13 protein-coding genes, 2 pseudogenes and 1 riboswitch are annotated in these 13583 nt (G+C 44.1%); of the genes and pseudogenes, 12 read left to right on the top strand and 3 right to left on the bottom strand.

Annotation, left to right across the window (positions count from 1 at the left end):
* Window positions 1–116: 116 nt before the first annotated feature.
* The 4 genes and pseudogenes from coxB (at window position 117) to ACMAZD_RS23660 (ending at window position 4533) form a co-directional block, all read left to right on the top strand.
* Window positions 117–1320 (top strand): annotated as a pseudogene (gene coxB, locus ACMAZD_RS23675) (cytochrome c oxidase subunit II).
* Window positions 1317–2978 (top strand): cytochrome c oxidase subunit I, encoded by a 1662-nt coding sequence (gene ctaD, locus ACMAZD_RS23670; RefSeq protein WP_435249729.1) that lies wholly within the window; start codon window positions 1317–1319, stop codon window positions 2976–2978. The pseudogene coxB and the gene ctaD overlap by 4 nt, the downstream one beginning before the upstream one ends.
* Before the next feature lie 11 nt (window positions 2979–2989).
* Window positions 2990–3610 carry a cytochrome c oxidase assembly protein gene (locus tag ACMAZD_RS23665; RefSeq protein WP_435249728.1) on the top strand — a complete coding sequence of 207 codons (621 nt, stop codon included), beginning with the start codon at window positions 2990–2992 and terminating at the stop codon, window positions 3608–3610.
* A gap of 38 nt (window positions 3611–3648) precedes the next feature.
* Window positions 3649–4533 carry a cytochrome c oxidase subunit 3 gene (locus ACMAZD_RS23660; RefSeq protein ID WP_435249727.1) on the top strand — a complete coding sequence of 295 codons (885 nt, stop codon included), beginning with the start codon at window positions 3649–3651 and terminating at the stop codon, window positions 4531–4533.
* A gap of 39 nt (window positions 4534–4572) precedes the next feature.
* On the opposite strand, the gene ACMAZD_RS23655 is transcribed toward ACMAZD_RS23660, so the two are convergent.
* A complete protein-coding gene (locus ACMAZD_RS23655; RefSeq protein WP_435249726.1) occupies window positions 4573–4803 on the bottom strand; it encodes a DUF2909 family protein in 231 nt (76 codons plus the stop codon).
* Between ACMAZD_RS23655 and ACMAZD_RS23650 the strand changes: the two genes are divergently transcribed.
* The 4 genes from ACMAZD_RS23650 (at window position 4691) to cyoE (ending at window position 8344) form a co-directional block, all read left to right on the top strand.
* Window positions 4691–5611, top strand: coding sequence for an SURF1 family protein (locus ACMAZD_RS23650; RefSeq protein ID WP_435249725.1), 921 nt, complete (start codon window positions 4691–4693; stop codon window positions 5609–5611). The two genes, ACMAZD_RS23655 and ACMAZD_RS23650, sit on opposite strands and share 113 nt — an antisense overlap.
* Window position 5612: 1 nt before the next feature.
* Complete coding sequence (locus ACMAZD_RS23645; RefSeq protein WP_435249724.1) at window positions 5613–6212, top strand: hypothetical protein; 600 nt, start codon at window positions 5613–5615, stop codon at window positions 6210–6212.
* A 94-nt stretch (window positions 6213–6306) separates the two neighbouring features.
* Complete coding sequence (locus ACMAZD_RS23640; protein ID WP_435249723.1) at window positions 6307–7362, top strand: COX15/CtaA family protein; 1056 nt, start codon at window positions 6307–6309, stop codon at window positions 7360–7362.
* Window positions 7352–8344, top strand: a complete 993-nt coding sequence (gene cyoE / locus ACMAZD_RS23635; RefSeq protein WP_435249722.1) for a heme o synthase — start codon at window positions 7352–7354, stop codon at window positions 8342–8344. The genes ACMAZD_RS23640 and cyoE overlap by 11 nt, the downstream gene beginning before the upstream one ends.
* A 105-nt stretch (window positions 8345–8449) precedes the next feature.
* Here the strand turns inward: cyoE and ACMAZD_RS23630 are convergent, their stop codons facing one another.
* Complete coding sequence (locus ACMAZD_RS23630; RefSeq protein ID WP_435247152.1) at window positions 8450–9211, bottom strand: IS5 family transposase; 762 nt, start codon at window positions 9209–9211, stop codon at window positions 8450–8452.
* Window positions 9212–9339: 128 nt separating this feature from the next.
* On the bottom strand, window positions 9340–10806 hold the full coding sequence (gene gbpA, locus ACMAZD_RS23625; protein ID WP_435249721.1) for an N-acetylglucosamine-binding protein GbpA: 1467 nt from the start codon (window positions 10804–10806) through the stop codon (window positions 9340–9342).
* Between the two features lie 73 nt (window positions 10807–10879).
* Window positions 10880–10969, bottom strand: a riboswitch (cyclic di-GMP riboswitch).
* A 322-nt stretch (window positions 10970–11291) separates the two neighbouring features.
* On the opposite strand from gbpA, the gene ACMAZD_RS23620 reads away from it, so the two are divergent.
* The 4 genes and pseudogenes from ACMAZD_RS23620 to aroG all read left to right on the top strand — a co-directional run bounded on the left by ACMAZD_RS23620 (window position 11292) and on the right by aroG (window position 13539).
* Window positions 11292–11645 (top strand): XRE family transcriptional regulator, encoded by a 354-nt coding sequence (locus ACMAZD_RS23620; protein ID WP_435249720.1) that lies wholly within the window; start codon window positions 11292–11294, stop codon window positions 11643–11645.
* Window positions 11646–11744: 99 nt separating this feature from the next.
* Window positions 11745–11855, top strand: a pseudogene (locus tag ACMAZD_RS23615) (DUF3313 domain-containing protein); the annotation flags it as partial.
* A 104-nt stretch (window positions 11856–11959) separates the two neighbouring features.
* Complete coding sequence (locus ACMAZD_RS23610) at window positions 11960–12175, top strand: DUF3820 family protein (protein ID WP_435249719.1); 216 nt, start codon at window positions 11960–11962, stop codon at window positions 12173–12175.
* Between the two features lie 311 nt (window positions 12176–12486).
* The gene (aroG, locus tag ACMAZD_RS23605) at window positions 12487–13539 is read left to right on the top strand and encodes a 3-deoxy-7-phosphoheptulonate synthase AroG (RefSeq protein ID WP_435249718.1); all 1053 of its coding nucleotides are present in this window, start codon (window positions 12487–12489) and stop codon (window positions 13537–13539) included.
* The last annotated feature ends 44 nt before the right edge of the window (window positions 13540–13583 follow it).

The raw sequence follows: 13583 nt of genomic DNA, 5'->3' as shown, positions 1-13583 counted from the left end.
ATGTGTAGCTTCGGATTCAACCTTTCATGTGTAGTCGGATTAACAATTAGTGTCGTTAGATAAACAACGATATATAGGTCGCAAGTATCCAATTAGGATGGATAAGGAGAGATCTTTTGAAAAGATTACTGGTCAGGCTAGCGTGGCTGTTGAATAGTTTTGTTATGGCTTTTTTTTCCCCTGTAGTTAGCGCAAGTAGCGAATACAACATGACGCGTGGGGTAACAGATATCAGCGGCCAGGTGTATGAACTTCATATGTTGATCTTCTACATCTGTTGCGCGATAGCGTTCATTGTTTTTGGCGTTATGTTCTATTCCATTCTTAGGCATCGAAAGTCTAAGGGCGCGGTTGCTGCCCATTTTCACGAAAGTACGAAAGTAGAAATCCTTTGGACCGTTATCCCCATAATTATTCTTATCGCAATGGCCATTCCGGCAACGAAAACCTTGATCGCGATGGAAGACACCTCTCAATCAGACCTAACAATTAAAATTACTGGCTCACAATGGAAATGGCATTACAGCTATTTTGGTGAGGATGTTGAGTTCTTTAGCTTGCTCGCAACCAGCGATAAAGAGATTGAAGGGATAGAGACCAAAGGCGCTCATTACCTGCTTGAAGTGGATAAGCCATTGGTATTGCCGATTAATCGCAAAGTTCGTTTCTTGATGACATCAGACGATGTAATCCACTCGTGGTGGGTGCCAGCGTTTGCGGTTAAGAAAGATACGAGTTCCCGGATTCATTAATGAGGCGTGGACCAAAATAGATGAACCGGGTGTATACAGGGGTCAATGTGCGGAGTTGTGTGGTCGGGCGCACGGGTTTATGCCGATAGTGGTACATGCAATGGAAGAGCAAGAATTTGATTCATGGTTAGCTGAGCAGAAAGAATTGCAATTAACTGCACAGCAAGCGGCGAAAGATGCATTAGACGCGTCACTCTCTTTGGACGAGTTGAATGTATTAGGTGAAGATGTTTATAAAACTCGATGTGCGGTTTGTCACCAAGTGAACGGTGAGGGTATCCCTGGCGCATTTCCTGCCATCAAAGGAAGCCCAGTTGCGCTTGGTGATGTTGGTGTTCATATCGATACCATCGTCTATGGTCGTGGAGGCACGGCGATGCAAGCATTCGATAACCAGTTAACAGAGAAAGAGATTGCGGCGGTTGTGACGTACCAAAGAAACGCTTGGGGTAATGATACTGGTGATGTTGTTCAGGCTTCAGATATTAACGCTTACAAGGTTAAACAGTCAGGCGGATCAGAAAGCTCAACGGATGAAGCACAAAGTGATGCTAAGGAGCAGTTATGAGTTCACCAATCGATAAATCTGTGAAATCGGCTCCCGCTGACGAGCAAGCGTTGAGTCATGTAAGCGAAGGCGTTTTAGGTGACACTGATATCATCACTGATGATCATGACTCTCACGCGGCACCGAAAGGCTGGGCGCGCTGGTTGTACTCAACCAACCATAAAGATATAGGCACGCTTTATCTTTGGTTTAGCTTTGCGATGTTCTTAACGGGTGGCGCTATGGCAATGGTGATCCGAGCTGAGCTATTCCAACCAGGATTGCAGCTTGTTGAGCCAGACTTTTTTAATCAAATGACCACGGTACATGGTTTGATTATGGTATTTGGTGCCGTGATGCCTGCATTTACGGGTTTGGCTAACTGGATGATCCCGATGATGATTGGCGCGCCAGATATGGCGTTGCCTCGTATGAATAACCTGAGTTTTTGGATCCTGCCTTTTGCGTTTTTGATTTTGATTGGTTCTTTGTTTACAGAAGGTGGTGGGCCGAACTTTGGTTGGACATTCTACGCGCCGCTTTCCACAACTTACGGTCCGGATAGTACGGCTCTTTTTGTTTTCTCTATTCATATTATGGGGATCAGTTCGATCATGGGGGCGATTAACGTGATCGTCACCATTGTGAATATGCGCGCGCCGGGAATGACTTGGTTCAAGCTTCCTATGTTCGTGTGGACTTGGTTGATTACGGCTTTCTTGCTCATCGCCGTCATGCCCGTTTTGGCGGGCGCGGTCACTATGGTATTAACCGACAAGTACTTTGGGACAAGTTTCTTTGATGCTGCGGGTGGTGGGGATCCTGTGATGTTCCAGCACATATTTTGGTTCTTTGGGCACCCCGAAGTGTACATCATGATTTTACCCTCGTTCGGCATTATCTCTGCGATCATTCCTGCATTCAGTGGTAAGCGTCTGTTTGGTTATCACTCGATGGTTTATGCCACTTGCAGTATCGCGCTGTTGTCATTTTTAGTGTGGGCACACCACATGTTTACCACCGGAATGCCTGTATTTGCAGAGTTATTTTTCATGTATTGCACCATGTTGATCGCGGTGCCCACTGGGGTGAAAGTCTTCAACTGGGTGGCGACGATGTGGCGGGGGGCTTTGACGTTCGAAACTCCAATGTTGTTTGCTATCGCGTTTATTGTTCTGTTTACGATTGGCGGTTTATCCGGGCTGATGTTGGCGATAGTGCCTGCTGATTTCCAATACCACGACACTTATTTTGTGGTGGCTCACTTCCACTATGTGCTGGTGACGGGTGCAGTGTTCTCTATCATGGCTGCGGCTTATTATTGGCTGCCGAAATGGACGGGGCATATGTACGACCACAAACTCAGCTTGTGGCATTTCTGGACATCAGTCATATCGGTCAATGTACTTTTTTTCCCTATGCACTTTTTGGGTTTAGCAGGAATGCCTCGCCGAATCCCCGACTACGCGATTCAGTTTGCTGACGTTAACCAAGTGGTATCGATTGGTGGTTTCGCCTTTGGCTTGTCGCAATTGATTTTCCTATGGTTGGCTATCAAATGTGTCAGAGGCGGAGAGCCTGCACCAAGCAAACCATGGGACAGAGCGGAAGGCCTTGAGTGGACAGTGCCAAGTCCAGCGCCTCATCACACTTTTACTCATCCACCTAAAATTGATTAAGGGGAACGAGTATGAGCGATAACAAAAACCACCAACAAGACAGCGACAACCAGCCATCACCGAAACGTTCGACAAAGACGTTGACGGGCTACCTGGTGCTGAGCGTGATTGGCATGTTTGGCTTTGGTTTCGCTCTGGTTCCTTTGTATGACGTGATGTGTGAAGCCTTGGGGATCAACGGTAAAACCAACACGGTTTCAGCGGTTCAGCCTAAAGGAATGCAACCTGATTATTCTCGTACGGTTCGAGTGGAGTTCATGTCGCACATTAAGCCAGATATGCCATGGCAGTTTATACCTGAAACTCGAGTGTTAGAGGTTCACCCTGGAGACGTGGTTCAAACGAACTATTTAGCGAAAAACTTATCGGGTCTTTCGTTAGTTGGGCAAGCGGTGCCATCGGTGTCTCCCGGAAATGGAGCGACATATTTTAATAAAATGGAGTGCTTCTGCTTTAATCAGCAGCCTCTGGATGGACACAAGAGCGCGGAGATGGGGCTGATCTTCTACATTGAGCCTGAGATCCCAGAATCGATTCATACGCTCACTCTCTCTTACACCTTGTTTAATATCACGAGTGATGTTGGCTTGAACAAGAGTCAGGCTCAAGTTGAGACACTCGCAAGTAACTAGGGATTTACAGAACCAGTATCAACATAAGGAGTTGAGCGATGAGTTCTAAAAAGGAAGTTTATTTCGTTCCACATCAAAGTCACTGGCCTCTGGTCGGGGCTATTGCTCTGTTTCTTGTTGCGGTTGGCGCGGGCTTAACGGTGCAACACATGGAGACCGACTCTGCTGGTGGTGTGTTTGGGAAAGTAGTGTTATTCATTGGCTTTGGTGTGCTGCTGTATATGCTTGCTGGTTGGTTTAGCAACGTCATCACAGAATCGTTAAGTGGTCTCTATTCTGAGCAAATATCTCGTTCCTTTAGACAGGGCATGAGTTGGTTTATTTTCTCTGAAATCATGTTCTTCGGCGCTTTCTTTGGCGCGCTTTTCTACGCTCGGATGATTTCTGTGCCATGGATTGGTGGGGCAGGAAATAATGAGATGACTCATGAAGTTTTGTGGCCGATGTTCCAATCTATTTGGCCTTTAACAACGGCACCTGATGGCGGTAAAACAGAGGCGATGTCGTGGCAAGGTATCCCCCTTAAAAACACCATCATCCTGTTGATCTCTTCAGTGACGCTTCATTTAGCGCATTTAAGTCTCGAACAAAATAAACGCATGGCATTGATCGTTTGGCTGGAAATCACCATTGTGCTGGCTGGATTCTTCCTATTCTTCCAAGTAGAGGAGTATGTTCATGCTTATCAAGAGATGGGGCTAACACTCCAGTCTGGGATTTATGGCAATACCTTCTTCTTATTGACGGGATTCCACGGTCTACATGTGTGTTTGGGTAGCATTTTTTTGATTGTGCTGTTGGCGAGGGTCGCTAAAGACCACTTTTCTCCTAAAGACCATTTTGCGTTTCAGGCAGGGAGTTGGTATTGGCACTTTGTTGATGTGGTTTGGTTAGGGTTGTTCGTATTTGTGTATGTGCTCTAGTGAGAACATGAACTAGGCATTACTTGAGTATAAGTCGAATTAATAAGGGCGAGGGTTAGGAGTGATGACCCCAGAAGCCAAAGCAAGCAGAAGCAACAACACGACAATGGCTGATAGCATGACTCGGCGACCTAAGAAGTGACTCAGTCGCTTTCCATTGTGCTTACCTGACGCGATTTGTATTAGCGCTTTCATTAGATTGAAAACAATAACCAGCAACAGGGCAACGAGAACCACTTTAAATAACAAGACAAAGGTTGATGACATCATAGTGCTAACTCCAAACCGCTTGATTCATGATGAAAAAAAATTCCGCAGTACAGGGTTTTGGGTTGCGGCTATGTTAACTGTGGTTTCAGTCGGCCTTTTAATCAAGTTGGGTTTTTGGCAGTTAGATCGAGGTAACGAGAAACTGCAATATGAACAGCAATTGTTAGAAAGATCTCAGCAATCCCCTAAGGATTTAGAGTTAGTGATCAGCGACTGGCAACGGGGCAATACACAAACTCAAGTCGACTTAACCCGTCAGATTTGGAACGGGCGAAAGGTCAACGTCACTCTGACAGGGCAAAGCGGTTTAGTCTTCTTGTTAGATAATCAGATCAATCAAGGTGTCGTTGGTTATGTGATTTACATGCTGGGCAATGTTCAGTCGCAAGGTGTAGATAAACGGATTTTGATCGATCTTGGATTTGTTGCAGCAAGTAATGACAGAAGAGAGTTACCGGAATTAGGTGACATTGTGTTACCAAGCAAGATATCTGGGCGTTTGTACACGCGATCGATTAACCCTCTGAGTCAAACATTAGGTCTAGAGGAAACGATACCTAAGCGCATTCAGAACCTTAATATCGAAGAGCTATCTCAATACAGTAATCAAGAAGTTATGCCCTTTGTTTTTCAACCGCAGAACTTAGATTCATGGCCTTATGAGTTTCTATGGCGGCCAACGGCAATGAAATCTGAAAAGCATTTTGGTTACTCAGTTCAATGGTTCGTAATGGCAGGGGTACTGCTGCTTTTGATGGTGTTAATTGGTTATCGATATATTAAAGGGACATCCAAGGTAGGGGACTAAAATGGAAAAACCTCAAGCTTTAAGCAAAACAGAAGAAGAGGCGCTTTTATTGCAGAAGCGTCGTTCGAATGGTCGTCTGATGTTGATAGGGCTGATTCTGATTTTTGCTTTGCCCGCCATTATTGCTAAAACCGTGCTGGATCAGCATTGGTACACAGCAGGTGTTACCAATTCTGGAGAACTCGTTGAACCAAGGGTGACCTTGCAAGATTTTGGTATCACGTTGCCTGTGGCTGAAGAAGGTTGGTTGGTCGGATATATCGCTCCGACAGAGTGTGAAAGCTTATGTGAACAACAACTACATTACCTTAATCAGAGTTACTTGGCTTTGGGCAAGAACAAAGAGCGAGTCACTGCGGTGGTTTTTGTGGCTGAGGGAGTTTCTCTGAGGGGAACCATTAACAAGCCTGATTTAGAGTTTCTCGCTGGTGGAGACAAATTGATAGGTAAATTTGCTCCTGCATCGATTGTGATTATCGACCCACTGGGTCAGCTTGTTATGGAGTATAAGAGTGTTTCTCAGCAATCTCAGCTAGTTAGCCAATCCCAAGGGATGATCCACGACTTAAGGAAATTACTTAAATTATCGCGTGTGGGTTAATCAGTGGTAATGCTGACTAAATAAATAAACAGATATTGGGATTAGCGAAGATGCGATGATTCGTTGTCAGTAATTCGAGATAGGGAGATAAGCGATGCAAAATGGAGCGCCCAAATTACTCATGGTAATCATGAGGCTGACTGTTTTACTGACACTCACCGTTATTGTGCTTGGCGCTTATACTCGTTTGTCGGATGCTGGTCTTGGCTGCCCTGATTGGCCAGGATGTTATGGCAATCTGGCCGTACCATCCAATGCCACAGCAATCAGTGAAGCTAAGCTCCAATTCCCAGAACGAGCTCTCGAAGCAGACAAAGCATGGATAGAGATGATACATCGCTACTTTGCTGGCTCGCTCGGGTTACTTATCTTCGTTGTTGTTGCTTGGTGTCTCAAAAAGAACATCACCTCTGTTGGACTTCCTCTGCTTATTTCTGCCACTGTGATTTTTCAGGCCCTGTTAGGTATGTGGACGGTTACTTTAAAGCTGATGCCTGTTGTGGTAATGGCACACCTTATGGGCGGGTTCACGCTACTGTCACTGATCTGTTTACTCTATTGTCGCCTGTCCAATGTCCAACATCACTTTAGTGAGTCTATTTCTCATTCATCTCTTAAAGCTTGGGCATTGTTTGGATTAATCGTTGTGGTTGGCCAGATATTACTTGGTGGATGGACATCGTCTAATTATGCCGCTTTGGTGTGTACACAATTACCTATTTGCGAAGGGAACTGGACAAGCTATTTAGATTTCAAGAATGCCTTCGATTTTGCTCAACACGGCCATGATAACTATGAATTTGGTGTGTTGGAATATCCCGCGAGATTAACCATACATGTTATGCACAGGTTCGGGGCTATCGCCGCAACACTTACGGTATTGATGATTGTTTATCAGCTTTGGAAGCTTGAAAAAGGACCGCAAAAAAAGCTGGCTCTCACTTTGGCGATAGTGTTGTTTTCACAGGTTAGTTTGGGGATCTGCAATGTATGGTTCCACCTACCGATCTCGGTAGCCGTTTTACATAATTTGGTGGCCGCTCTGTTACTTGTCACCATGGTTGTTACAAACTTTGTTGTTTGGCAACGTCAAACGAGTGAGTGCTTGATGAAGAACGATGTATTACAAGGAGGTAATCATGGTCACTAGAATATCAACACAACATGGAGTGATGCTTCAAGGTGCAGCTTTAAGTCAACAGATTGCTGCCAGTCAAGAGACAGCAGTCAACGGTGAAAGTGATCTAAAAAATGAGTTGGCTTCGACAAGCAAAGCCACTTGGAAGGTCTATTTAACGCTGACTAAACCCAAGGTAGTGGCATTGATGTTGCTGACTGCACTGGTTGGTATGTGTTTAGCAGTGCCTAAAGGATTACCTTTCCAGCAAACTCTGCTTGGAATGATCGGAATAGGGTTTATGGCGGGCTCAGCGGCTGCGTTTAACCATTTGATCGATAAAAAGATCGATGGACAAATGACTCGAACAATCCGACGTCCATTGCCATCAGGAGAACTGAGCAGCGTGCGTGTATTCAGCTTTGCTGCTGGCATTGGTTTACTTGGCTTTGTCACATTAGTGGTGTGGGTTAATCAACTGACCGCTTGGTTAACCTTTGCGAGCTTATTAGGGTATGCGGTGATTTATACCATGTACTTGAAGCGGGCTACGCCGCAAAACATCGTAATTGCAGGGATCGCAGGTGCCATGCCTCCGTTATTGGGCTGGACGGCGGTCACCAATGAACTGCATTCAAACGCTTGGTTATTGGTGATGATCATCTTTATCTGGACGCCTCCGCACTTCTGGGCATTAGCGATTCATCGTCGTGATGAATACGCCAAGGTGAACATTCCGATGTTACCTGTGACTCATGGTATTGCCTACACCAAAACATCGATTCTGCTCTATACCTTGCTGCTAAGCATCGTATGTATATTGCCTGTGTTGGTCGGTATGAGTAGCTGGATATATTTGAGTGCTTCTTTGGTGCTAAACGGTGGTTTTGTTTATCACGCTTGGGTACTTAAATATCGTGACGAGCCTAATATGGCGATGAAGACCTTCAAGTTCTCCATTTATCATCTTATGATTTTATTTGTCGCTTTGTTGGCGGATCATTACCTACTTTGATAACTGATGCTCTGCTGTTACAGAATAAGAAAACGGATGCTCTAGGCATCCGTTTTTGTTTTGCTGATTACTAGGGCGTGTTGATCTTTGCTGTACATTCCGTGTTCAACAATACATCGGTAGCCACATTAACATGAATGCCAGTGATAACATGCTGGCATAATTCCTTTCTAGCTTGTCATATCTACTTGAAATAGCTCGATAATTCTTAATTCTCCCAAAGGCATTTTCGACCAAGTGACGATACTTGTATAGACACCAATCCATACTGTCTTTGTCTATATCTTGTCCGTAATTGCGTTTAGCAATTACTGTTTCTCCGCCACGTTCCTTAACAAAAGTTCGGAAAGGTTCACTGTCATATCCTTTATCACAAACGATGGTATTAACTTCATCGAGTTGCTCAACTAAGCTTTCGGCATGCACTATATCGTGGCGTTGTCCCTCTGATAAATCAAAGCAAATCGGCAGGCCACCACTATCTACAGCTAAGTGAATTTTGGTTGAGTTGCCCCCGCGACTTTTTCCTATTTGCTCTGAACTTTCAGTAGCTGCACCTGTACTATGCTGATGCGCTCTAACTATAGAGCCATCAAGAAATACCCATTCAAAGTCAGCCATGCTAGATAAGCTTTTGAAAAGATTATCTAAAATCCCTTTCTTTGACCAAAGATTAAATCGTCTGTAAACGGTACTCCACTCTCCGAACTCAGAGGGTAGATCTCGCCAAGGAATACCTGTTCTCATTCGATAAAGTATTCCTTCAAATGTCATTCGATGTTCAGTTTTATCGTAAATACGACCTGTACTTTTCATAACTTGGAGTAGCAGTTCCCAGCGAATATCAGTTAGCATTGTTCTTGGCATGGTATTGGTTATGGTTTTACTTTTGGCGAAGCAAATTATAACTCTTTACCATGCTGTTCAAAAAACACTCACGAAAGATCAACACGCCCTAGAACCTACCTACTAGAAAGTAAGTAATAGCCTAGTAATTAGTCCACCTTGTTCCAAGCATCTTGCCAGTGTGAACCTACACCTGGTTCGTACTGAGTGGCTGTTGGTGCCCATTGAACACAGTAACCAGAGTATGGGAACTCTTTACATTGATAAACGCCGCCGTCGCTGCTCAGTACCTTAGTACCTGCAGTGTAAGACTCAATGCTCTCAGGGAATACGAAGTCGTAATCGCCAGCGGGTGGAGGTGTTTGCCCGTCCATTAGGTGGAAATCAAGCGTGTTCTGATCCACTAAGTTACCTTGGTGATCTTTCGTCACAACCACAAGCATGTGGTGACCAGCTTCTGATTTAGATAAAGTCAGTTGAACATCTTCCACTTGTCCGTCTGCTAATTCAGATTTCTGAGAGGCAAGCGCTTCGCGGTGATGATTGTACACCGTTAGTTCTGCTTGAATATCGCCAGTTGCCGCTAATGTCAGATCAAGCTGTGTAGGCTGGCTTTCATCGATAATGTATTCAGACTCTAGGCCTGTCACTGCTAGCTCATGATCCGGTTCTGGCGTATCAATCTTGTAACCGATCTCAACGCTATTAAAGCCTGAACCTGCTTTTAGATACACAGGGTTCGTGCCGTAAATGGGTGCGAAATCGCCTTGGTCGTTCAGCTGACCTGCTTTGATTTGTGTTTGTTCTTTGTTGATCTTAGAGGCAAGCGCGTAAGACCAGTTATTCGCTTTACCTTGCTCGTTGCTCTCAATTACGAGCTCAGTGCTGTATGAAGCGTTCTCACCCGATTGATCGAAGACACGAGTGTAAACCGCGTCACCAATGTTGAGGTCTTGAGTTGGGTTGATTTGACCACCTTGTTCCCAATCAGGAATGATAGGGCCGTCGCCATCAAATTTCACGTCGATAACGTTGTAGAAAGCCGCAGCAGTGTCACCCACATCCCATACAGCAAGGATCACTTGATAACCTTCGCGTTCTGGCACATTACACAAGTGGCTTACTTGCATAGGTGGTTGTTCCATATTGCCTTCAACAACGCAAAATGGCGTTAAGTCAAAAGAGCTGCGCGCCAAAGGTTGGTTTGGGTTCCAGTCTGGTTGAGTAATGTAATATTTCCAGTCGCGAGTCTTGTGGTTAGCCGTGAAAGTCCACTCAAAGTATTGAGAACCAGATTTGATTGGGCGTTTAACCCAGCGATCTGCCGTCTGCTCGTCAAGCGCTGCCGCTAAAGATGATTGCGCGCTGGCGATCTTTCCATCGGCAGGGCCGACTTCAGGGAAGCCTTCAGGGCCTTCTACACTTTGTGGTTCGTATTGGATACCGCCACAGTTGGTGTTTTTCTCTTGTGTATCATTCGCTGGGAATTTACATAGCGCGACACGGCTTTCTGCTGCGCCATTATCGTATGCCGAAACATAACCGTGACCGAAGCTTGCACCGCTTACACTAAGTAGTGATAGCGCGATAAGTGATTTTTTAGGGAGTTGTTTCATTATTCGTCCTTACTGTATTTGGCCGACAAAAAAAGAGAACACTCGGGCATGCATTGACACTTAAATACTATTAAGTGGCGGCCCCGCTATCATAGACAGAATATTTGTCGACAGACCGGTGGCTTTGCGTCCTATTCTTTCAAATAGTTTGCCAAAAGTGCGTTTAAGCAAGCGGAATGTAGCCAACCAGTTTTATAAATGCGAATCAATCGATTGAAATGTGGAATGCTAATCTCGAACTTTTAATTCTTAATACAAATTAACTTGCTATATGTTTAGTTCATTAACGTATAAATTATTGATATAAATGAAGAAAGTATTTGCTCTAATCGTTTTTGTGAATGATTTGATCTGTTGTGTTGTGTTCTGTACGACAATTGCGCGCATATCAAAACCAAATCTTTGATTTCCACTAACCAAACCCTGACACGCCATGTATGAAAAGCCGGACAATTGATTGGTATAAGTTATATAAAGGAAGCAGTATGGAATTCACAGAACAAGATAGAGACGCGCTGTATCAAACTTGGATGTCACAAAAATCACGAATGCGAATTACGCAGATGGAGTTTTCAAAAAAGCTTGGAATGAACCAGCTTGATTTCTCTAGAGTGTTGAGAGGTGAGACGCCATTAACGATGTCTTTCATTAGCCACTTTTATCGTTTGCTTCATTTAGAACCAAGGAATGTCTTCCCGTCGTTGAAAGAAGGTCGAGAGAATGGGCCTAAAGTGGTGTATTTGAAAAGCCGAATGAGTGTAGATGGTGAGATTCAAAATGCTTACATTGAAGGTAATCAAGTGATTGTCGAGTATGCCCACACTGTGCAACATGACTAATTTTAGAGATAGCTCTGAGTTTTAACCCCTTTTTCTACAACCTTTTCACATAGGGTATGCCATACCTGGTTAGATTCATCAATTTAACCGAAGTGCGCTATGACACCTTTAAAACTTCTCTTGCTTGTTGCAACCAGCATCTTCTTGTTTGGTTGTGCAGGCGGCCCAATTAAAACCGCAACTAAATTCACCAGTTATGAAGATTTTCAGCCATGATTGACTCGCTTGATGATGCCAAAGATGCGATCAACTATTGGTTTGAACGTCTAGGTGATACTCTACGTCATATCGATGACGCTTAGAAAGAGCCTGTAATGCTAGAGAAAGAGAACCTGATTAAACTTGCTAGAATGCAAATGCCATTTGGTAAATACGCTGGTCGTATATTGATCGATCTGCCGGAGGAATACTTACTGTGGTTTGATAAGAAAGGCTTTCCCCCTGGCGAGTTAGGTGACTTACTTAAGCTATGTTTGGCATTAAAAATTGAAGGTCTTGATAGCGTTGTCAAGCCATTGAAAAGAATGTAATTAGTTAAAAGATCATGTTAATCACGTGAGCTTTTTTATTTTCAAGTTCTGCAAATTTACATGTATGGTGAAGCTTGAAGTATAACCGTTCTTAACCTGTCGTAAATTACGCAATCGATAGCGCGTAAATAATTTTGTACAGGGTGTTTTTAATATAAAACACAAAAAAAATTGCGTTTATTTTCAATTAGTGATTGAAACTAGAGTTTTTACTAGTTAAGTTACAGGGAACAAGAAGATTAGTGCTGATAGAAAGTTACGTGAGACAACGTACATTCAGCTCAAGGATAGAAAAAAGGAAGAAGTAAGCAATGTTCCAGACTGATGATGTAAGAATTAACAAAGTAAAAGAGTTATTACCACCTGTTGCTGTTTTAGAAAAGTTTCCAGCGACAGAAGTTGCTTCTTCTACAACCTTTGAAAGCCGCAAAGCGATCCACAATATTCTAGAAGAAAGCGACGACCGCTTACTTGTTATCGTTGGCCCATGTTCTATTCATGACACAGAAGCTGCGCTTGAGTATGGTAAACGTTTGAAAGTACTACGCGACGAACTAGGCGATAACCTGGAAATCGTAATGCGTGTTTACTTTGAAAAGCCACGTACAACTGTTGGTTGGAAAGGCCTAATCAACGACCCGTACATGAACGATACGTTCAAGCTAAATGATGGTCTTCGTCTTGGACGTAAGCTATTGCTTGACCTAACTGACATGGGAATGCCTACGGCAAGTGAATTCCTTGATATGATTACGCCTCAATATGTTGCTGACCTAATCAGCTGGGGTGCAATCGGCGCACGTACTACAGAATCTCAAGTTCACCGTGAATTGGCTTCTGGCTTATCTTGCCCAGTTGGCTTTAAGAACGGTACTGATGGCAACATCAAGATCGCAACAGACGCGATTCGTTCGGCAAGTGCTTCGCACCACTTCTTATCTGTAACTAAGTACGGACACTCAGCAATTATTGAAACAATGGGTAACCCTGACTGTCATATCATTTTACGTGGCGGTAAAGAGCCAAACTACAGTGCTGAGCATGTAGGTAAAATTAAAGAAGAACTAGCAGCGTCAGGCCTTCCACAAAAGGTAATGATTGATTTCAGCCACGCAAACAGCTCTAAGCAGTTTAAGCGTCAAATGAACGTATCTGATGACGTTAGTGCTCAAATCTCTGGCGGCGACAACGCTATCTTTGGTGTGATGATTGAATCTCACCTTGTTGAAGGTCGTCAAGACCTTGTTGATGGCAAAGCTGCAACTTACGGCCAATCTGTTACTGATGCATGTATTGGTTGGGAAGATACTGAAACAGTACTTCGCCAGTTGGCAGACGCTGTTGAAGCTCGCCGCAACAAATAGACTAATTACAGTCAGCGACTAAGCGACTGAAAATTCAAAGCCCT

Origin of the sequence: Vibrio sp. nBUS_14, assembly GCF_051201655.1 — a bacterium.
Classification (GTDB): Bacteria; Pseudomonadota; Gammaproteobacteria; order Enterobacterales; family Vibrionaceae; genus Vibrio.
This window is presented reverse-complemented; position numbering and strand designations above follow the sequence as displayed.